Genomic DNA, 19,162 nt, shown 5'->3' on the forward strand with positions numbered 1-19,162 from the left:
TTCTATGAGAAGGAAGGAATTATTTTGCTTTGTTAAACCACTTCTTGACCTTGTCAAAGGGCTTTTCTTCCTGTTTTCCCTTGATCAGGTAGTGGGCCATCAACTTAGCCTTGAGCACGCCGCAGATGCGATCGAGCTGGTCCCCCAGCTGGGCTTTGGGGATAATGATGATGTCCAGCCGGTTATACGTAATGAGCAGGACGTTATCCGAGTTATAACACATCAGTGTTTTATTGTCATATTCAAGCACCGTGGTTTCCTCTCCCTCTCTGACCACCAAATGGTCGCGGAAAACTTCCAGGGTGCAGGGGGTCTTTTCCTCGTCATATTTTTTGGCGTTTTGCAGCCGGTGCTTTTTGGGGAAATGCCAAACGGCGTACATGCCGTAAGCGCACAAGAGGATGACCAAAATGCCCACGATGAGCAGGGCCGTATCCTGGCCCTTGGATCCCTTGATGGCAGGCCAGACAAACCAGCAGGCGACCAGTCCTAGACCGATGGTCTGCAAGCCCCGCTGTGCCCCCAATTTAATTTTTGCCGCTAAATTGAGTCCTTCTAAGGCGCTGTCGTAATCGATAACATAGTCGGCATGAATCCATTCGTTATCTCCCAGAATGGCGACCGCCTCTTTGTCCTCTTCGCTCATGTCCTCGGCGTCAATTTCAGCCAAAAGCTGCTTGTCTTCCTCCGAAAGATCGTCCAGTTGAATGGAATTTTTTTCTTCCGCCTGGCCGACCTCTTTTTTTTCTTCCATGCTTTATCCTCCTGCTGGCGCATACGCGGCGCCGGTTCTGTGAAAATAGCTGCCTTGCGCTTCTTCCTCTGCTAGGAAACCCGCCGCGGCGCTATGTCCTTTCGCTTTATGCTTGCAGCTTTTCAGCGGGGCGTGAGCTGCCCCTCGTTGCTTGTGCGCGATGGTATCCAAAGTAGGGGAGACGAAAAAGCGCGCAAAAAACCCGGCGCGTTCCATCCGGCACCCGCAACCGATCATTTTTTCTTCCATTTATCGCTGAAGACTGCTTCCAAGAGGGCTGCCGTCCGCTCATTTTCTTCTTGACTGAGCGCCCTTTTGGGCAAGGGGATGATTTTTTCCTTTGTCATGCAAAGGATATAAAAGTCATCCGTCTCATACAGGGCATAAAGGCTTTCGTAGCCCACGTTATAGGGGTGCGCCTCCTCCTCATAGGGGGAGCGGACATCAATGGTACATTCCGGCTTTTGCAGGGTGATCTCATAGTGGAGATTCGCCGCCGCCGATTGGGCCGCGGCTTTGTTGATACCGGCAAGGGGCACCCAAACGACCGCAACGCCCGCCACCAGGCAGACGGCCCCCACAAAGAAATTGCCCACCCAGAAGAAGTCCGCGCACAGCAATAGAAAGACCGCGGCAAAAATCGCCGTCTTCCACAGCTTCTTTCGTTTCCAGACTTCCCGGAGACTTCGTTTGATGTCCTCTTCGCTCAGCGCAAAGGAGATGACAATTGGTTCCATGGTTTTGCCTCCCGCACCGGAAATTAGCCGGCGGTTTTTTCTCTGTGGACCGCGGTGATTTCAAATCGCTGAATCTGCCGCTCCAAATACTTGAGAAAATCTGGCTCAAAATTGCGGATGCTGGTTTTGGGTATGATGACACAGCGCTGATTTTCCAAAATCATGGCAATCAAGTGGTCCGTATATTTGATGCGTTGGACCTCGCTCCACTCCACGGTATTGTCCGTTGCCGCCGCTATTTCGCGGAACGTGTCGTCACAAAATTGGAGCTCCACATCATTTTGTAGATACTCGTTTTGCGCGTACTGTTTTTTTGCCGCTTTTTTCAGCTGTGCCGGGAAGATAAACCGGTAAAAAAGCAGGCCGTAAGAGCCCATGACAATGAGAATCACCGCCAAAATGGGGTAGAGCCAGCTGGTCTTTTGTCCCGTAAACAGGCTGCCGAACAAAAACAGCGCGCCGACTATAACCTCGATCAAACCCATGATCGTGGTTTTTTTTTGCTTGACTGTGGCCATATCCTCCACCATCAAGTGGTTAAATTCCAAATAGCAATCAAAATCAATGTGATGCTTGAGTGTGAACAGGACCTCCTGTTCCACTTTCTCTGCTTTTTCTTCGCTCATTGGCATCTCTCTCCCTTCCGCCACCTGCCGGTGGACCTGCGGTCAGCATGTCGCGCCCTTGTCTTTGTACAAACCATTGCCGCGTTACCCGCGCTTATAGTTCCTTCGCGTCACAGCGCGGTATCCCCCGGCAGAGCCGGCCGCGCGCCTGCCGGCGAGGACGTCGCGCACTGCGTTTTCATCGCAACATCGTCGCGTCGCTCGCGCCACCTGCCGGTGGACCTGCGGTCAGCATGTCGCGCCCTTGTCTTTGTACAAACCATTGCCGCGTTACCCGCACTTATAGTTCCTTCGCGTCACCCGCGCCACCTACCGGTGGGGGTATCGCGCCCTTGGTCTTCTTCGCAACATCGTCGCGTCACCCGCATCCATGTTTTCCTTCGCGTAACAGCGCGTTGTCCCCCAGCGGCAGCTGGCTATTTTTTCTTTTTGCCGAGCACCAGGGCTGCTACCGCCGCGCCGACAGCGATGACGCCGCCGCCGATGGCCCAGGGAAGAATACTGTTATCACCGGTGCCGGGGTTCGCTTTCACTTCCACAGTTTCCGCGGGTTCCGCCATAGCCACCAGGCCAAAGGCATTGACACTCGCCATGGTAAAGAGCATGACCAGAACCATTAACAGTGCAACGATCTTTTTCATTTTTCTTTCCTCCTGTGTTTTTTTCCATCATAACATTTTTCTTTTTCTGAGGTGTGAACATCTAGGCATTTTGTGCGAAAAAAGGAACTAAATATCCAGATTATTGACATATTTGGCGTTTTGCTCAATAAACTCCCGGCGGGGCAGGACCTTGTCGCCCATGAGGATGGTGAAAATTTCATCCGCCCGCTGGGCGTCCTCCATGCTCACCCGGAGCATGGTGCGGTATTCCGGGTCCATGGTGGTCTCCCACAGCTGTTCCGGGTTCATCTCGCCAAGACCTTTGTACCGCTGGACATCCACTTTCGCCCCCTCGGGCCCGCCGAGCTGGGCGATGTAGGCATCCCGCTCCTCATCGGAGAAGGCATAGCGCACCTGTTTGCCCCGGGAGAGCTTGAAGAGGGGAGGCTGGGCTAAATAAATATTGCCGTTTTCGACGAGGGGCCGCATGAAGCGGAAGAAGAAGGTCAGCAGCAGGGTGCGGATGTGGCTGCCATCCACATCGGCATCGGCCATGATGATGACCTTGCCGTAACGGAGCTTTTCAATGTCGAAGTCGTCCCCAATGCCGCAGCCGAGCGCTGTGACCACCGGCATCAGCTTGTCGTTGCCGTAGACCCGGTCGAGCCGGGCCTTCTCCACGTTGAGCATCTTGCCCCACAAAGGAAGGATGGCCTGAAAGCGGCGGTCCCGGCCCATCTTGGCCGAGCCTCCGGCGGAATCTCCCTCGACGATGTAAATTTCGGTATAAACATTGTCCCTGGAAGAGCAGTCGGCCAGCTTGCCGGGCAGGGCGGCGGTTTCCAGCGCCGATTTCCGACGAGTGAGCTCCCTGGCCCGCCTTGCGGCCTCCCGGGCTTTAGAGGCGTTGATAGATTTATCCAGAATAGACCGGGCCACCGCCGGGTTTTCCTCAAAGAAAGTCCCCAGCTTCTCATACACCATGCCTTCCACCAAAGAGCGGATGTCGGTGTTGCCCAGCTTTGCTTTGGTCTGGCCCTCGAACTGGGCGTCGGTGAGTTTGACGCTGATGACGGCGGTGAGGCCCTCTCTTACGTCGTCGCCCGCCAGCTTCTCCCCATCCTTGAGGATGTTGTAGCGGCGGCCATAGTCGTTAAAGACCCGGGTCAGCGCGTTTTTGAAGCCCATTTCATGGGTGCCGCCCTCGGTGGTGGGAATGTTGTTGGCAAAGGAGAGAATCAGCTCGTTATAGCTGTCGTTATATTGGAGCGCCACCTCGGCGGTGGTGTCCCCATCCACAGCGGAGAGATAGATGATCTCCTCATGCAGTACGTCTAAGCCCCGCTTCTTGTGGATGTGCTCCACAAAGGAGCGGATGCCCCCTTCGTATTGGAGATGGTCCTCCCGCTCCTGGCCGGGGCGTTTGTCCTCCATAGCGATGTAGACGCCGGCGTTGAGGAAGGCCTGTTCCCGCATCCGGGTCATGAGGGTTTCGTAGTCGTAGACGACCTCCTCAAAGATCTCCGGATCCGCGGCAAAGGTGACTTGGGTGCCGGTGGCGTCGGTGTCCCCGACAATGGTCAGATCTCCCACGGCGACGCCCTTTTCAAAGCGCTGCTGATAGCGGTGCTGTCCATCGCAGATCTCCACTTCCAGCCAGGTGGAAAGAGCGTTGACCACCGAGGCGCCCACGCCGTGGAGGCCGCCCGATACCTTGTAACCGCTGCCGCCGAACTTGCCTCCCGCGTGGAGCACGGTAAAGACGACGGTGGCCGCGGGGATGCCCAATTTGGGCTGGATGCCCACGGGGATGCCGCGTCCGTCGTCCCGCACCCGGACAATATTGCCGGGGAGAATCTCGACGCTGATCTTGTCGCAGTAACCTGCCAACGCTTCATCGATGGAATTGTCCACGATCTCATAGACCAGATGATGCAGCCCTTTGGGACCGGTGGAACCGATATACATGCCCGGCCGTTTTCTGACCGCTTCCAGCCCTTCCAGGACCTGTATCTGACTGCCGTCATAAGCAGGCGTTTGTTCTCTTTCGCTCACGAATGATTACCTCCGTATTCCAGTTGGATTCAAAGCCCCAAGGGCTTTCTCTATATGGAAATTTCTTTGACGAAATTGGTTCTCTTTTTTAAGGTGGCTGAGGAAATTTGGGAGATATAGACGGTGATGCCCCGTTCCTTATTCTCGCACACCACAAAGGACTTGGGCATCTCGGTGGACACATTGACCACCCGGCCCTTTTTCTGTGCCTGGGCCAGATACCCCTTAGTGCTCTTGGCAATGGACGCGTTTTCCAAATCAAAGATGGCCACCACATCGCTTAGCTTGACCACCGTGTCCTGTCCCAAATGCAGATACATGGGCTGTTACTCCTTTTCCTTTTGTTCCCGGGTGAGGGCCCCCCGCTCAATGAAGAAGAGGGCGCCGCCCTCCATCTGCTCCCGGACATGGGGGTCGCAGCAGGTGATGAACACCTGCATGCCCGTCATCTCCCGCAAAAGATAGGCCTGGCGCTTGGCATCCAGCTCGCTGAGCACGTCGTCGAGCAATATAACGGGATTGTCGTCCAAGACCTCTTTGAGAATCCGCCCCTCGCTGAGCTTGAGGGCGAGGACGCAGGACCGCTGCTGGCCCTGACTGCCGAAGGAGCGGGCGGAAAGGCCGTCCAGGGTGATTTCCAGGTCGTCCCGGTGGGGACCGACGGACGTGGTCTTATAGGCGATGTCGTTTTCCCTGGCCGTTTGTATGGCGGCGAGATAAACTTCCTTGAGCTCCTCCCCCGAAAGCCCCTCAATGGGGCCGTCGATGCTGGGGATATACCGCAGGGAAAGCGCCTCCCGACCACCGGATATTTCCCGGTAAATATCCTCCGCCTGTATTTTAAGCTTTTCTATATAGCTGCGGCGCATCACCGTGATGACGGCGGACGTTTGGGCCAGATGCTCGTCATAGACGTCCAAGAGTCCCCGCAGTTCGCCGTGAAAAGGGACGTCCCGCAGAAGGTTATTGCGCTGTAAGAGAATGCGGTTTAAGTTTTGCAGGTACTTTTGATACCGCTCCTTGATTTGGCCAATGGCCGTATCTAGAAAACGGCGGCGCTGTTGGGGTCCTTCCTTGACAATTTCCAGATGGACGGGGGAGAAGACCACCGCGCCGAAATTCTCGGAGAGCTCCCCGCCCGACTGAACGGCCACTCCGTTGAGGGAGCTCTGCCGCTTTGGTCCAAGTTGGATGCTGATCTCCTGGTCCCGCATTTGGCTAAAGAACTTGGCCTCGATTTTGGCCCGTTCCTCCCCAAAGCGGACGAGGTCCCCGTCCCGGTTCCCCCGGAAGCTCCGCGCCCCGGTCAAGAGCCAGATGGCTTCGATCAGATTGGTCTTTCCCTGGCCATTGTCCCCACAGATCAAATTGACCTTAGGGTCAAAGGCAATCTCCATAGTTTCGAGATTGCGGAAATGCTGCAAAGAAAGCGTCTCGATTCTCACAGGCCGTCGACCTCGATGAGGATGTCGTCCACCAGCAAGGTGTCGCCGGGGAAGAGCTTCTTACCCCGCTGCAAACAGATCGACCCATTGACCAGGCAAACCCCTTCCTCCACTATTTCCTTGGCGTGGCCGCCGGTTTCCGCCATGCCGCAGAATTTAAGCATCTGGTCCAAACGGATAAAGGGCGTTTCAATACGAATGGTATGTTTTTCTATTTCACTCATCTCCTCCCCGCCTAGCGGCGAGCATGACGCGCTCGAGTTTATATTCGTGACATCGCCGCGTCACCCGCACTGTTGTTGCGGTTGAAGCCAAGAGCGCGACAACCTCCGGCGGGAGCCGGCGCTCGCGTTTATATTCGCAACATCGCCGCGTCACCCGCACTGTTGTTGCGGACGAAGCCAAGAGCGCGATAACCTCCGGCGGCAGCCGGCGCACCGGCAGGTGCTAGGCGTTTTTGAGCCGGACAGGCAGGACTAGGAACAGGAAGCTGTCGTCCTCCAAAGAAACCACCTTCATGGGGGAGAGGTTTCCGGAGAGGAGGAGCTTGACCTTGTCGCAGCCGGTGGCTTTGAGAGCGTCGAGCAGGTAGCGGTTATTAAATCCGATGGTCACGTCCTCGCCCTCTATTTCACAAGCGAGGGAGTCGGAGGCCTTGCCGATAGCGGTGACACAGTTGAGGTCGATTTGATTGTCCTCAAATTTGACGGAGAGGGGGCTCTTGAGCCGGTCGCTGATGAGGAGGCTCACCCGCTCGATGGCGTCGCTGAAGGCTCTGGTCTCCACCAGGACCGTGGTCTTTTCCCCCTGGGGGATGGTGGCTTTATAGTCGAGAAAGTCCCCGTCTAAAAGGCGGGAGATCACATGATAGCTGTCGATGGAAAAGATAATGTGCTTTCTGGAAAAGCGGATGGTCACATCCTCTTCGCCGTCGTCGATGAGCTTGCTCACTTCAGACAAGGTCTTGCCCGGAACAATAAAATGCATCTCCTCGTCGGAGTCGATCTTTTCCTTGCGCATGGCAAGCCGGAAGCCGTCCACGGAGACAACGGTCAGTTCGCCGTTTTGGGTCTCGAACAGGGAACCGGTATAGACGGGCTTGGAATCATTCTGCGCCACGGCAAAGAGGGTCTGGTCGATCATGCCCTTGAGTTTAAACTTGGGCACCTGCACGGTGCTGCCGTCGGTAATACTGGGCATCTCGGGAAATTCAGACGGGGTGATGCCCATAATGGAAAACTCACTGGCGCCGCTGACAATGGTGGTCATCAAATTTTCATCGGTTTTAATTTCCACCTGGTCGGCAGGCAGGCGGCTGACCATGGAAAAGAAGATCTTGGCGCCCAAGACAATGGAGCCCGGCTCCTTGACCGCCGCCTCGATGGTGGTGGTCATCCCCATTTCCAGATTGTAAGCGGAAAACTTGACGCTTCCTGTTTTTGCTTCAATGAGGATGCCTTCCAAAGCACTGATGGAGGATTTGGAACAGACCGCCCGGGAGATATTACTCACCGCTTGGTTGAGTTCATTTTTATCACAGGTAATTTGCATGGCGCAGACACTCCTTTTTCATGGTATTCGCTTTTTTTGCTTTGGCGTAATCGCAAAAACAAAAGAAAGGATAGGATAGGTAAATATAATAAAATAGTAATAGTCGTAGAGGCCGTGAAAATGTGGAAAAGGAAGAATAAGCCCGAGGACAAGCCAAAAATTCCTTTTTTCTTTTGGGGAAGGGGTTGTGATCAAAAAGTGGAGAGGTTGATTTTTCCCTGTACTTTGCACATCGCGGTGAAAAACAGGCGGTGCAATGTGTAAAATATGGGGAAAAGTCTGTTTAAAAAGTGGAAAGGGAAGACGCTGGAAAAAATAGCGGTGGAAACGGTGCAATTTTTCCCTGTGGAAATCCCGTCCGCCTCCGGCGGCAGCCGGAGGTTATCGCGCCCAATATGTTGTACAAACTGCCGCCGCGACGCTCGCGTTTAGCTTTCCATCGCACCACAGCGTGTCAAGCCGACCGCAGGACCGTGATGTCCCGCACCGGTAGGTGCCGCTAGGAGTTGCGGATGTTTTTGATGATGTCCTCGATGGTCTCCTTGTAACGGGAGTTCTGTTCCATGTTCTTTTCCACCTGCTGGATGGCGTAGACGATGGTGGAGTGGTCCCGTCCGCCGAACTCCTCGCCGATGGAGGACATGGACATCTGGGTGATCTCCCGGACGATGTGGATGGCCACCTGGCGGGCGCTGGAGATGGGGGCGCTGCGCTTGTTGGAGCGGATGTCCGCCGCGGAGACGGAGAAGGTCCGGGCCACTTCGGAGATGATGCGTTCCACAGTCACGGGAACGGGCTGATTGTCGTTGAGGATGTCCCGGATGGCGTTTTGCGCGATGGAGATGGAGGGCGGCGTGTTGGCCAAGAGCTTATAGGCCTTAAGCTTCTTGACGGCGCCTTCCAACTGCCGGATGTTGTTCTTAAGACGGTTGGCGATGTATTCCGCCACCTCGTCGGGAATTTCAATTTCTAAAAGCTGCGCCTTGCGCCGGATGATGGCGATTCTCGTCTCAAAATCCGGTGGCTGTACGTCGGCCAAAAGGCCCCACTCAAAGCGGGTGCGCAGCCGCTCTTCCAAGGTTTTGATCTCCTTGGGGGGGCGGTCGGATGTGAGGACGATCTGTTTTTCCGAGGTGTAGAGGGCCTCGAAGGTGTGGAAGAATTCCTCCTGGGTGCTCTCCTTGCCGCCGATAAACTGGATGTCGTCCACCAAGAGGACGTCGGCCTGGCGGTATTTGTTGTGGAAGTCCTGGGTGGTCTTGTTACCAATGGCTTCGATCAGCTCGTTGGTAAATTCCTCGCCCTTGACGTAGATGATGTTGGTGCCCGGCTTATTCTTGCGGATTTCCGCGCAGATGGCATAAAGCAGGTGGGTCTTGCCCAGGCCCGAGCCGCCGTAAATGAACAGCGGGTTGTAGGCTCCCGAGGGGTTGGCCGCTACCGCCAGGGAGGCGGCGTGGGCAAACTTGTTGGAGGGCCCGACGATGAAGGTGGAGAAGGTGTATTCATAGTCCCCGCCCTGGGCGCTGCGCTCCACTTCCTCCGGGGAGTAGGTGGAGAGCACCTTGGTGGCGGCCTCCGAGTCCACCTTGTCCTCATCACAGGTGATCTGGATGGTGACGGGGAAGCCCAGGACCTCCTCAAACGCCCGGTTTAAGAGGGCGGAATATTTTTGTTCAATGATGTTTTTTTGGAACTCGCTTCGTACATAGAGCTTTGCCACACCGTTGTCGAACCCCACCGGTTCAATACAGCTAATCCAAAGATCGTGGGCAACGGAAGAGATTTCGTTTTTACAATAATCGCTGACCAGTCCGAATACCTCTTTGAATGATTCCATTTTGGCAGTAATCCCCCTAATAAAACAGCGGCTTCCTGGCTAGAAAGAAAGAATCCACAGAAAATGACGATAGTCTGTGGAAAACCTGTTGAAACAGTGGAAAAGTCGCTGTAAAACTTTCTTGAAAACAAAAAAACGGATAAACTTATCCGGTCTTTATTGTAGCATATTTTGCGCTGACGATCAAGTTTTTCCACCGGCGAAAAATGTGTTATTATATATAGGAAGTGATAAAAAATAGGCGCAGGCAATTTTTCCAGCGCGGGAAAGGCAGAAAATAGGAAAGATTGAAAAGGGCTTTGTTTTTTACAAGGGTTAATAAAAAAAACCGGGCGCAAAAAAAGAGCGGATGCGGGATTTAAAATAACCTACTTACTTTTATATAAAAGAAAAACGGTCGTTAATCCGAGGGAAGCACTCCATATAGTGGGAAAAGAAAAGAAAATCCCACCAGAAGAGGGGGGAGGGCTGGAAAATCTGAGAAAAAGGGGAGGGAAGGGGACAGGAAAACTGGCTGAAAATGCGGATTTTCTGCGGTTTTATATTGACATAACCGGGTTTCATCCTTTATAATGTAACCTTGCAAGGTTTCGCCTCGAAAGGAGGGTACGGAGAATGAAAAGAACTTATCAGCCGAAGAAAATTCATCGGGCAAAAGAGCACGGCTTCCGCAAGAGAATGGCGACCAAAAACGGCCGCAAAGTCCTCGCGCGCAGAAGAGCCAAAGGCAGAAAGCAGCTCTCCTACTAATCATAAGGGCCACAGCCATTGTGGTCTTTCTTTTTACCACCACCTGCCGGTGGAGGATGCCGCGGCGGGCGCCAGCTACCGCTGGGGGGTGCCGCGCTGTGGAGCGACGGTAACTTAAACGCGAGTGTCGCGGCAATGGTGCGATGAAAGCCAAAAGCGCGTCAACCCGCGCCGGAAGGCGCCGCGGCGGTGATTTGACAAAGCTTTGGGCGCGTCAACCCGCGCCGGAAGGCGCCGCAGCGGTGATTTGGACAAAGCCAAGGACGCGTCCTGCCCGCCGCAGGCGCATCCTCGCCGGTAGGCGCGCGGGAGGAGTAGGAATGCAGCATACCCAAATGCTCAATGAAAACAGGGATTTCCGGCGTCTTTACAGCCGGGGAAAGTCCAAGGCGGGCAGTGTGCTCGTCACCTATTGCATGAAAAGCCGGCGGGGCTATAACCGCATCGGCATCACGACCAGTAAAAAAATTGGAAATGCCGTCCAGCGCAACCGGGCCAGGCGGGTGATTAAAGAGGCGTACCGTCTATTGGAAGAAGAGGTAAGCCCGTCTTGGGATATTTGTTTTGTTGCGCGGGGCAAAACTTGCCGGGTTCCCATGGGACAAGTCAAAAAGATGATGCGCGATCAACTGGGGGCCATTGGCGCGGTGAAAAAAACGCATGTTTAAAAAATGCATGGTGGGACTCATCCACCTCTACCAAAAATTTATTTCCCCCTTAAAACCTGCCTGCTGCAGGTTTTATCCGACCTGTTCTTCCTACGCGGTGGAAGCGATTTCACGGTTCGGCGTAGTGAGGGGCGGGCTCCTTGCATTTTACCGGCTGCTGCGATGCCAGCCGTTGTGCAGGGGCGGGTATGACCCGGTGCCGGAAAAATTCACCTTCCGGCGGCAGACCACGGTCAAAAAACCCCATGGCGCCTCTGAGGAGGCCGCTTTATAGGAAAGACATACAGGCTCAAAAACATCAGAAATCGCGCGGCATGAGCCTGGTTTGGAGGAACAACACGAATGAATTTTCTCTATTCGATTTTTGGCGTGCCCTTGGGGTATATCCTGTGGGCCTGTTACGCGGTAGTAAAGAATTACGGCGTTGCCCTGATTATTTTTACCCTGCTCACCAAACTCTTGCTGTTGCCGTTGTCCATTAAACAGCAAAAGTCCACGGTCAAGATGGCTTTGTTCCAGCCCAAAATAGCGGAACTGCAAAAAAAATACGGAAATAACAAGCAAAAATATCAGGAAGAACTCATGGCGCTCTATGAGAAGGAGCATTACAGCCCCACGGCGGGCTGCCTGCCCATGCTCATTCAGCTCCCCATCCTATTTGGCTTGATTGACGTCATATACCGGCCTCTGACCCATATCCTCCACCTTTCGGGGGATGTGATCACCAGTCTCACCACCATCGCGCAGGGAACCGGCCAGGCGATCAGCTCTTACAGCCCCCAGATCAGTATCCTCAATATTTTCCATACCAATCCCCAGGCTTTTGCCTCGGTGGGCGCGGAGATTACGGACAAGCTCTCCTCGGTGAGCCTCAATTTCCTGGGTATCAACCTGGGCAGCCAGCCCACCTGGGCGTTCAATGTGCTCATCCTCATCCCCATCCTCTCCGGCCTGACAGCCCTGCTTTCCTCCATTATCATGATGCGGGCCAACGCCCCCATGACCGAAGGACAGGCGGGCAGCGGCATGACCAAGGGCATGATGTTCATCATGCCGATCTTCTCGGTCATCATTGCATTCCAGGTGCCGGCCGGCGTCGGCTTGTACTGGATTCTTTCCAATATTCTGCAAACGATCCAGTCTCTGATCCTCAATAAGATTTACAATCCACGGGAAATGATCGCCGCGGCCAAAGCCAAGGAAGAGGAAGAAAAGGAACGCAAGCGTTTGGAGCGCCTAGAGGCGCGCAAGCGGGCGGCGGAAGAAGCGGCAAAATATCAAAACGAGAACGCCAAGAAGAACAAGAATAAAAACGCCAAACCCTTGAAGGTGGAAGAATTCCTCAGTGACGAAGAGCTCACCCAAAAGGAAATCAACCGCCGGAAGCTGGCGGAAGCCAGAAGGCGGGACGCGGAAAAATACGGTGAAGAGTACGTGGAAGTGACCGACGAGGACCTCAAATAATTGTGGGAAACGGGTCGGTAGAATAACAGGGGGACTCCCTGAGGAAGAGGAGATGCAAAAGGTGGTACGAGAGATTGAAATGACAGGCAGAACTGTCGACGAGGCCGTCACCCTGGCATGCGAGAGCCTGGGCGTTGAAAGAGACGACGTGGAAATCGAAATTATCGATCTGCCCAAAAAGGGTTTCTTTGGACTGAAAAACACGCCCGCCAAAGTCAAAGTGACCCATAAGGCATCCAAATCCCAGCTGGCGGTGGATTATGTCACCGAAGTGCTGGGCCATATGGGGCTTACCAATGTGAAGATCGACGTCAAGGAAGAGGAAGAAAGCGCTACTTTGGTGCTGGAAGGCGAAGGACTGGGCCTGATCATCGGGCGCCGGGGCGAGACGCTGGACGCGCTGCAATATCTGGCGGGACTCGTCGCCAACCGGGGCGAGGGTAGCTACTTTAGAATCACCCTCGACAGCGGCAATTATCGGGAGAAACGGGAAAAGACCCTGGAACAGTTGGCGCTTAAAATTGCCAATACCGCTGTCAAAACCGGCCGCAGCACCACCCTCGAGCCCATGAACCCCTATGAGCGTCGCATCATCCATTCCGCGGTACAGCAGGTGGAGGGCGCCACTTCCTCCTCCATTGGGGAGGAACCCAACCGCCGGGTGGTCATCAGCTCCAAAAACCCCCGCCCGCCCCGCTATAACAACAACCGGGATCGTGGTCCCCGGACCGACCGTGGAGGAGACCGCGGCGGCCGGGGCGGTTACAATAAGCGCCCCTATAACAAAGAGGGACGGCCTCCCCGCCGGGACAACCGCGACGGCCGCCCGCCCAGAGAGAACCGGACGGTGACGCCTGACCCGAACAAGGTGAGAGCCAACCCGCCCAAGGAGGCCGAGGGAGCGCCCCTGTTCGGCAAGATTACGCTGGACGACTAAGGTCTTTGGAAGCGGGCCAATGGAAGAAAGAATAGACGAAAGGGGTTTCTTGAAAGAGAAATCCCTTTTTTTGTGGTAATTTTCCACCAAGGGAACAGCCGCTAGTGGAAAAAAGAGGAGGGATTATATGGAGACAGCCACCATTGCAGCCATAGCAACGCCTTTGGGCGTGGGCGGCATCGGCACCATCCGGGTGTCGGGGCCGGGGGCCCGGGAGATCACGGCCCGGGTGTTTCGCTCGGCGCTGGGGGATGATCTGAGAAAAATGGAGGGATACCGGGCCACCTTCGGCCATGTCTTTGACGAGGCGGGAGAATTTGACGAGGCCGTGGTCCTCCTCTTTGCCGCCCCCCGCAGCTTTACCGGCGAGGATGTGGCGGAAATTTCCTGCCACGGCGGCGTCTACCTCCTAGAGCGGCTCTTGTCCGCCCTGGTGCGCGCGGGCGCCCGTCCCGCCCAGGCCGGGGAGTTTACCAAACGCGCCTTTTTAAACGGAAAGCTGGACCTCACCCGGGCCGAAGCGGTGGCGGATCTCATCGGCGCCCAGGGCCGGCAGGCGGCCGCCTCCGCCCTGGCGGCCAAGGAGGGCGCGCTCTACCGGAAGAGCCGGGAGATCTGCGACAGCCTGGTGGCGCTCGCTTCCCATCTCTCCGCCTGGATCGACTATCCCGAGGAGGATGTGGAGGATGTGGAGGGGGAAAGCCTTCTTTCCGAGCTCACCGCCATCGGGGAGGGACTGACTGCCCTCTCCGCCACCTTTGAGACGGGGCACTTACTCCGGGAAGGGATCCCCACCGCCATTGTGGGGCGACCCAACGTGGGCAAGTCCACCATCATGAATATGCTCTCCGGCACCCAAAACAGCATTGTCACCCCCATCCCCGGCACCACCCGGGACGTGGTGGAAGATCAGGTGGCGGTGGACGGTATGGTTCTCCGTCTCGCCGATACGGCGGGTATCCGGGATACCGACGACCCGGTGGAACGGCTGGGTGTGGAGCGGGCCAGGGCTCGCATCGACCAGGCCGCGTTGGTGCTGGCGGTCTTTGACGCCTCCGAGGCCCTCACGGATGATGACCGGTCCATCATCGCCCAATGCGGGGAAAAACCCGCCATTGCGGTCATCAACAAGCGAGATTTGGAACAAAAGATAGACGAAACGTATATTAAAGATAAATTTAAACATATTGTATATACTTCTGCCCAAATGGGGGAGGGGCAACAGGAGCTGAGCGCCGCCATCCGCCGGGTGATGCGGCTCGAGCATCTGGACCCCAGCGCCCCGATGGTAGCCAATGAGCGGCAGCGGGACTGTGTGCTGCGGGCGGGCGCCGCCGTGGAGAGCGCGGTGGAAGCGCTTCGGATGGCGTTTACATTGGACGCCGTGGACGTCTGTGTGGAGGACGCCATCTCCTGTCTCATGGAGCTCACCGGGGAGCGCGCCTCCGAGGCCGTGGTGGAGCAGGTCTTCTCCCGCTTCTGTGTGGGCAAGTGACCTCCGCCCCACCTACCGGTGGGGGACATCGCGCTGTAGCTGCTTCGCGACGGCATCGCGGGCCACGCGGCGCTAGTCTGCAGAAAATCTCGGTCGCGTCCTGCTCGCCGCAGGCGCGCCACCTGCCGGTGGGGGCATCGCGCTTTAGCTGCTTCGCGACGGAGCGCGGGCCACGCGGCGATAGTCTGCAGAAAATCTCGGTCGCGTCTTGCTCGCCGCAGGCGCCCCACCTACCGGTGGGGGACATCGCGCTGTAGCTGCTTCGCGACGGCAGCGCGGGCCACGCGGCGATAGTCTGCAGAAAATCTCGGTCGCGTCCTGCTCGCTGCAGGCGTACCACCTGCCGGTGGGGGACATCGCGCTGTAGCTGCTTCGCGACGGCATCGCGGGCCGCGCGGCGATAGTCTGCAGAAAATCTCGGTTCCGTCCTGCTCGCCGCAGGCGTGCCGCCTGCCGCTGAGTTCCCCATCTTTTCCACTTTTTCTTTGGCAACGGTGGAATATTGAAGGCGGAAACAACGCCTTTGGAACGGTGCTTATATTTTCATAAGCGTGGTCTTGAACCTGCTTGGGGTGGATATCGGCGGGTGGCTGGCCAGACAGCTGCAAAAGGAAGAAAATAAAGGAGGAAGAAAACCATGGAATATAGGGCGGACCGGTACGATGTGGCCGTGGTGGGCGCGGGTCACGCGGGAGTGGAGGCGGCCTTGGCCGCCGCGCGCTTGGGCGCCAAGACAATCCTATTTACCATCACCTTGGACGGCATCGCCAACATGCCCTGCAACCCCTCCATCGGCGGCACGGCCAAGGGCCATCTGGTCTGTGAACTGGACGCCTTGGGCGGGGAGATGGGGAAGGCGGCGGACGCCACCTTCCTCCAAAGCCGGATGCTCAACCGGGGCAAGGGGCCCGCGGTTCACTCCCTGCGGGTCCAGTCGGACCGGGAGCGCTACCACGTCTATATGAAGCGGGCGGTGGAATCCCAGCCAGGCCTTGACATCAAGCAGGCGGAAATCGTGGAAGTCCGGGCAAAGGAGGGCCGCATCCGTGAGGTGGTGACGGCTCTGGGAGCGGTGTACGAGGTGGGGGCCTGCATCCTGGCCACCGGCACCTATTTAAAGGGCAAAATCTTCGTGGGAGACGTGGCCTATGAGTCGGGCCCCGACGGTACCCACGCGGCAAACCGGCTCAGCGAGAGTCTGCGGGCCCTGGGGCTGGAACTGCGGCGCTTTAAGACGGGCACCCCCGCCCGGGTCCACGAGGATTCCATCGACTACACTCAGCTGGAGGAGCAGGGCGGGGACGAGCCCATTACCCCCTTCTCCTTTGAGACGACGGGGGAGCTTATAAACCAAAAGGTCTGCCACATCGCCTATACCAACGAGAGGACCCACCAGGTGATTCGAGACAACATTCACCGCTCCCCCCTCTATGGGGGCAAGATTGAGGGCATCGGTCCCCGGTACTGCCCCAGTATCGAGGACAAAGTGATGCGCTTTGCGGACAAGCCCCGGCATCAGCTTTTCATCGAGCCCATGGGGGGAGAAACAAAGGAGATGTATCTCCAAGGCATGTCCAGCTCCCTGCCCGAGGATGTGCAGATCGCCATGTACCGCACCATCCGGGGCTTGGAAAACGTGAAGATCATGCGCAACGCCTACGCCATCGAATATGACTGCTGTAACCCCCTGGACCTGCTGCCCTCCCTGGAATTTATCCGGGTGCGGGGGCTCTATGGAGCGGGGCAGTTTAACGGCACCAGCGGGTATGAGGAGGCGGCGGCCCAGGGCCTCATCGCCGGCATCAACGCCGCCCGCAGCATCCGAGGCCGGGAGCCGGTCATCTTGGATCGGGCCTCCTCCTATATCGGGACCCTCATCGACGATCTGTGCACCAAGGGGTGCATGGACCCCTACCGCATGATGACTTCCCGCAGCGAATACAGGCTCCTCCTGCGGCAGGATAACGCCGACGCGAGACTCACCCCCCTGGGCCATGAAATCGGGCTTATCAGCGACGAGCGGTATGAACGATTCCTGCAAAAGGAGCGGCAGATTGCAGAGGAAATCCGGCGGCTCGAAAAGACGAGCGTTCCTCCTTCCGACAGCCTCAACGCCTTGCTTGTTTCACATGAAACAGCCCCCCTCAAAACGGGGGGGAAGCTGGCGGACCTCATCCGCCGGCCCCAGATTGGCTATGGGGATTTGGCCCCCTTTGACCCGGAGCGGCCGGAACTTCCCCGGGCCGTGCGGGAGCGGGTGGAAGTGGAGATTAAATACGAGGGGTACATCAAAAAGCAGCAGGCCCAGGTGGAGCAGATGCGGCGGCTGGAGCGGAAGCCTTTGCCCCAGGACATCGACTACCGGACCATTGCCGGGCTGCGGCTGGAGGCCCAGGAGAAGCTCAACCGGGTGCGGCCCCTCAACCTGGGGCAGGCCTCCCGCATCTCCGGGGTGAATCCGGCGGACATCTCGGTGCTGCTCATCTGGCTCGGACAGCAAAACCGGAAAGGGGGAGCGCAGGATGATTGATCGAAGTCTCATGGAACGCTATGCTAAGGAGCTGGGAATCGAGCTGAGTGGGCGGATGCTCGAACAGCTCGACGACTATGCCCAGTTTCTGGTGGAATACAATGAAAAGGTCAATCTGACCGCCATCACCGCGCCGGAGGACATCGTTCGCAAGCACTTTGCCGACAGCCTGTCCGTCCTGCGCCAGGTGAAGATCCCCGAGGACAGCTCCCTCATCGATGTGGGAACGGGGGCGGGTTTCCCGTCCACGCCGCTCTTGATAGCGCGGCCCGATCTTCACGTCACCCAGCTCGACAGCCTCCAGAAGCGCATTGTGTTTTTGCAGGCATTGGCCGGGCGGCTGGGCGTCCCCGTTACCGCCATCCATGCCCGGGCGGAGGAAGCGGGGCGGCAGCCGGCATTCCGGGAGCGTTTTGATTTCGCCACCGCCCGGGCGGTGGCCCATCTGCGGGAACTGAGCGAATACTGCCTGCCCTTTGTCCGAGTGGGCGGAAAGTTCCTGGCTCTCAAGGGCCCGGAGATGGAGACGGAGCTTCGGGAGAGCGAGCGGGCCATCTCCCTCCTGGGTGGGGAGGTGGAGGACATCCGTTCCTACACCCTGCCGGGGAGCGACGAGCGGCGGACATTGGTGGTCGTAACGAAAAGGATCCCCACCCCCAAAGCCTATCCGCGCCCCTCCGCCAAGATGGCCAAGAAGCCTTTACAATAAGAGAAGAACCCTTTCGCCCCATGGAGAAAGTCCATGGGGCTTTCTATGTTTGTCGAGAAATGAGAGAATTTGCGGTCAGAAATCGCTGGAAAAGACTGGAAATCTTTGTAAACATATGGTAGAATATGGATAAAGGATGTGACAGCAATGAAAATGATCGGACGAAATAAAAAAGAATCGCAGAATCTGCGGCAAATCCGCAATTTGCCATTGGAGCAGATCGTGCCCAACCCCATGCAGCCCCGCAAGTATTTCTCCCAGGAGGAGCTTACCTCCCTGGCGGCTAGCATCCGGGAAAACGGACTGCTGCAACCCATCACTGTCCGCGCTGTCGACGGCCGCTACGAGCTGGTGGCGGGGGAGCGGCGGCTGCGGGCATCCAAGCTGGCGGGGCTCCCTGTCATTCCCGCTATTGTGCTGACTATGGACGACAACCAGAGCGCCGTCCTGTCCTTGGTGGAGAATATTCAAAGGGAAGACCTCAACTTTGTGGAGGAAGCCTTGGCCATCAAACGGCTCATCGCTCAGTATGGTTACACTCAAGAGGACGTGGCGCGGCTGCTGGGGAAGAACCAATCCACCGTGGCCAATAAGCTGCGGATTCTCAAACTACCCCACCCAGTTCTCCGCTATCTCTGTGAGCATCACCTCACCGAGCGCCATGCCCGGGCCCTCCTCAAACTGGAGACCGAGGAGCAGATGCGGGATGTGGCCGAATCCATTGTCAAATACGGCTGGAATGTCTCCCAGACGGAAAAATATATCGATGACCTGCTGACCCAACAGCCCAAGGCGGCCCACAGCAATATCTTAGTGGTCAAGGACATCCGCCTCTTTATCAACACCATCAACAAAGCCCTCAGCAAAATGAAAGCGTCCGGCATTCCTGCCACCGCCGTCAGCATCGAGAACGGCGACTTTATCGAGTATACCATCAAGATTCCCAAAGTCACCCAAAAGAGAGGAAAGATTACCGCATAAATTTCCAGCGATCAGCAC

The 19,162-nt window shown here is 56.6% G+C and carries 21 protein-coding genes; 10 read left to right on the forward strand and 11 right to left on the reverse strand.

Translation table 11 applies throughout. The annotated features are described in order from the left end of the window. Positions 1-19: 19 nt before the first annotated feature. From H8709_RS07310 to dnaA, 11 genes are all read right to left on the reverse strand, one after another. Positions 20-754, reverse strand: a complete 735-nt coding sequence (locus tag H8709_RS07310) for a hypothetical protein (protein ID WP_262397727.1) — start codon at positions 752-754, stop codon at positions 20-22. A gap of 3 nt (positions 755-757) precedes the next feature. Beyond that, the gene (locus H8709_RS07315; RefSeq protein WP_262397728.1) at positions 758-1,003 is read right to left on the reverse strand and encodes a hypothetical protein; all 246 of its coding nucleotides are present in this window, start codon (positions 1,001-1,003) and stop codon (positions 758-760) included. Continuing rightward, positions 988-1,491 carry a YcxB family protein gene (locus H8709_RS07320; protein WP_262397729.1) on the reverse strand — a complete coding sequence of 168 codons (504 nt, stop codon included), beginning with the start codon at positions 1,489-1,491 and terminating at the stop codon, positions 988-990. The genes H8709_RS07315 and H8709_RS07320 overlap by 16 nt, the downstream gene beginning before the upstream one ends. Before the next feature lie 23 nt (positions 1,492-1,514). After that, entirely contained in the window at positions 1,515-2,117 is a 603-nt protein-coding gene (locus tag H8709_RS07325) for a YcxB family protein (RefSeq protein WP_262397730.1), read from the reverse strand. A 416-nt stretch (positions 2,118-2,533) separates the two neighbouring features. Beyond that, a complete protein-coding gene (locus H8709_RS07330) occupies positions 2,534-2,758 on the reverse strand; it encodes a hypothetical protein (RefSeq protein ID WP_262397731.1) in 225 nt (74 codons plus the stop codon). Between the two features lie 87 nt (positions 2,759-2,845). Then, positions 2,846-4,774, reverse strand: a complete 1,929-nt coding sequence (gene gyrB / locus H8709_RS07335) for a DNA topoisomerase (ATP-hydrolyzing) subunit B (RefSeq protein ID WP_262397732.1) — start codon at positions 4,772-4,774, stop codon at positions 2,846-2,848. Between the two features lie 50 nt (positions 4,775-4,824). Then, the gene (gene remB / locus H8709_RS07340) at positions 4,825-5,094 is read right to left on the reverse strand and encodes an extracellular matrix regulator RemB (protein WP_262397733.1); all 270 of its coding nucleotides are present in this window, start codon (positions 5,092-5,094) and stop codon (positions 4,825-4,827) included. Positions 5,095-5,100: 6 nt separating this feature from the next. Then, positions 5,101-6,219, reverse strand: a complete 1,119-nt coding sequence (gene recF / locus H8709_RS07345; protein WP_262397734.1) for a DNA replication/repair protein RecF — start codon at positions 6,217-6,219, stop codon at positions 5,101-5,103. Further along, entirely contained in the window at positions 6,216-6,443 is a 228-nt protein-coding gene (locus H8709_RS07350; protein WP_262397735.1) for an RNA-binding S4 domain-containing protein, read from the reverse strand. Before H8709_RS07350 ends, recF begins: the two co-directional genes overlap by 4 nt. A gap of 223 nt (positions 6,444-6,666) precedes the next feature. Then, positions 6,667-7,770 carry a DNA polymerase III subunit beta gene (gene dnaN / locus H8709_RS07355; RefSeq protein ID WP_262397736.1) on the reverse strand — a complete coding sequence of 368 codons (1,104 nt, stop codon included), beginning with the start codon at positions 7,768-7,770 and terminating at the stop codon, positions 6,667-6,669. Positions 7,771-8,269: 499 nt separating this feature from the next. After that, positions 8,270-9,610 carry a chromosomal replication initiator protein DnaA gene (dnaA, locus tag H8709_RS07360; protein ID WP_262397737.1) on the reverse strand — a complete coding sequence of 447 codons (1,341 nt, stop codon included), beginning with the start codon at positions 9,608-9,610 and terminating at the stop codon, positions 8,270-8,272. Positions 9,611-10,036: 426 nt separating this feature from the next. Here dnaA and H8709_RS07365 point away from each other — a divergent pair, with 426 nt between their 5' ends. The 10 genes from H8709_RS07365 (at position 10,037) to H8709_RS07410 (ending at position 19,144) form a co-directional block, all read left to right on the forward strand. Then, positions 10,037-10,183 carry a hypothetical protein gene (locus H8709_RS07365; RefSeq protein WP_262397738.1) on the forward strand — a complete coding sequence of 49 codons (147 nt, stop codon included), beginning with the start codon at positions 10,037-10,039 and terminating at the stop codon, positions 10,181-10,183. A gap of 42 nt (positions 10,184-10,225) precedes the next feature. After that, the gene (gene rpmH / locus H8709_RS07370) at positions 10,226-10,360 is read left to right on the forward strand and encodes a 50S ribosomal protein L34 (protein ID WP_262397739.1); all 135 of its coding nucleotides are present in this window, start codon (positions 10,226-10,228) and stop codon (positions 10,358-10,360) included. 143 nt (positions 10,361-10,503) lie between these two features. Next, on the forward strand, positions 10,504-11,028 hold the full coding sequence (gene rnpA / locus H8709_RS07375; RefSeq protein WP_262397740.1) for a ribonuclease P protein component: 525 nt from the start codon (positions 10,504-10,506) through the stop codon (positions 11,026-11,028). Between the two features lie 7 nt (positions 11,029-11,035). Further along, entirely contained in the window at positions 11,036-11,302 is a 267-nt protein-coding gene (gene yidD, locus H8709_RS07380) for a membrane protein insertion efficiency factor YidD (RefSeq protein ID WP_262397741.1), read from the forward strand. Positions 11,303-11,370: 68 nt separating this feature from the next. After that, a complete protein-coding gene (locus tag H8709_RS07385) occupies positions 11,371-12,492 on the forward strand; it encodes a YidC/Oxa1 family membrane protein insertase (RefSeq protein ID WP_262397742.1) in 1,122 nt (373 codons plus the stop codon). A 61-nt stretch (positions 12,493-12,553) separates the two neighbouring features. Continuing rightward, positions 12,554-13,429, forward strand: a complete 876-nt coding sequence (jag, locus tag H8709_RS07390) for an RNA-binding cell elongation regulator Jag/EloR (protein WP_262397743.1) — start codon at positions 12,554-12,556, stop codon at positions 13,427-13,429. A 127-nt stretch (positions 13,430-13,556) separates the two neighbouring features. Then, positions 13,557-14,924 carry a tRNA uridine-5-carboxymethylaminomethyl(34) synthesis GTPase MnmE gene (gene mnmE / locus H8709_RS07395; protein ID WP_262397744.1) on the forward strand — a complete coding sequence of 456 codons (1,368 nt, stop codon included), beginning with the start codon at positions 13,557-13,559 and terminating at the stop codon, positions 14,922-14,924. Positions 14,925-15,561: 637 nt separating this feature from the next. Further along, the gene (gene mnmG, locus H8709_RS07400) at positions 15,562-17,454 is read left to right on the forward strand and encodes a tRNA uridine-5-carboxymethylaminomethyl(34) synthesis enzyme MnmG (protein WP_262397745.1); all 1,893 of its coding nucleotides are present in this window, start codon (positions 15,562-15,564) and stop codon (positions 17,452-17,454) included. Continuing rightward, positions 17,447-18,163 (forward strand): 16S rRNA (guanine(527)-N(7))-methyltransferase RsmG, encoded by a 717-nt coding sequence (rsmG, locus tag H8709_RS07405; RefSeq protein WP_262397746.1) that lies wholly within the window; start codon positions 17,447-17,449, stop codon positions 18,161-18,163. The genes mnmG and rsmG overlap by 8 nt, the downstream gene beginning before the upstream one ends. A gap of 147 nt (positions 18,164-18,310) precedes the next feature. Continuing rightward, positions 18,311-19,144, forward strand: coding sequence for a ParB/RepB/Spo0J family partition protein (locus tag H8709_RS07410; protein ID WP_262397747.1), 834 nt, complete (start codon positions 18,311-18,313; stop codon positions 19,142-19,144). Positions 19,145-19,162: the final 18 nt, after the last annotated feature.

The organism is Zongyangia hominis (genome assembly GCF_014385095.1).
Lineage (GTDB): Bacteria > Bacillota > Clostridia > Oscillospirales > Ruminococcaceae > Zongyangia > Zongyangia hominis.

Bases quoted from the DNA above. Each gene is read 5' to 3' on its own strand.
- dnaN (WP_262397736.1), bottom strand. From the start codon at position 7,770: ATGCAAATTACCTGTGATAAAAATGAACTCAACCAAGCGGTGAGTAAT.
- remB (WP_262397733.1), bottom strand. From the start codon at position 5,094: ATGTATCTGCATTTGGGACAGGACACGGTGGTCAAGCTAAGCGATGTG.
- H8709_RS07410 (WP_262397747.1), top strand. From the start codon at position 18,311: ATGAAAATGATCGGACGAAATAAAAAAGAATCGCAGAATCTGCGGCAA.
- yidD (WP_262397741.1), top strand. From the start codon at position 11,036: ATGGTGGGACTCATCCACCTCTACCAAAAATTTATTTCCCCCTTAAAA.
- H8709_RS07330 (WP_262397731.1), bottom strand. From the start codon at position 2,758: ATGAAAAAGATCGTTGCACTGTTAATGGTTCTGGTCATGCTCTTTACC.
- rpmH (WP_262397739.1), top strand. From the start codon at position 10,226: ATGAAAAGAACTTATCAGCCGAAGAAAATTCATCGGGCAAAAGAGCAC.
- rsmG (WP_262397746.1), top strand. From the start codon at position 17,447: ATGATTGATCGAAGTCTCATGGAACGCTATGCTAAGGAGCTGGGAATC.
- rnpA (WP_262397740.1), top strand. From the start codon at position 10,504: ATGAAAGCCAAAAGCGCGTCAACCCGCGCCGGAAGGCGCCGCGGCGGT.
- mnmE (WP_262397744.1), top strand. From the start codon at position 13,557: ATGGAGACAGCCACCATTGCAGCCATAGCAACGCCTTTGGGCGTGGGC.
- H8709_RS07310 (WP_262397727.1), bottom strand. From the start codon at position 754: ATGGAAGAAAAAAAAGAGGTCGGCCAGGCGGAAGAAAAAAATTCCATT.
- H8709_RS07320 (WP_262397729.1), bottom strand. From the start codon at position 1,491: ATGGAACCAATTGTCATCTCCTTTGCGCTGAGCGAAGAGGACATCAAA.
- dnaA (WP_262397737.1), bottom strand. From the start codon at position 9,610: ATGGAATCATTCAAAGAGGTATTCGGACTGGTCAGCGATTATTGTAAA.
- H8709_RS07350 (WP_262397735.1), bottom strand. From the start codon at position 6,443: ATGAGTGAAATAGAAAAACATACCATTCGTATTGAAACGCCCTTTATC.
- H8709_RS07315 (WP_262397728.1), bottom strand. From the start codon at position 1,003: ATGGAAGAAAAAATGATCGGTTGCGGGTGCCGGATGGAACGCGCCGGG.
- H8709_RS07325 (WP_262397730.1), bottom strand. From the start codon at position 2,117: ATGAGCGAAGAAAAAGCAGAGAAAGTGGAACAGGAGGTCCTGTTCACA.
- mnmG (WP_262397745.1), top strand. From the start codon at position 15,562: ATGGAATATAGGGCGGACCGGTACGATGTGGCCGTGGTGGGCGCGGGT.
- H8709_RS07385 (WP_262397742.1), top strand. From the start codon at position 11,371: ATGAATTTTCTCTATTCGATTTTTGGCGTGCCCTTGGGGTATATCCTG.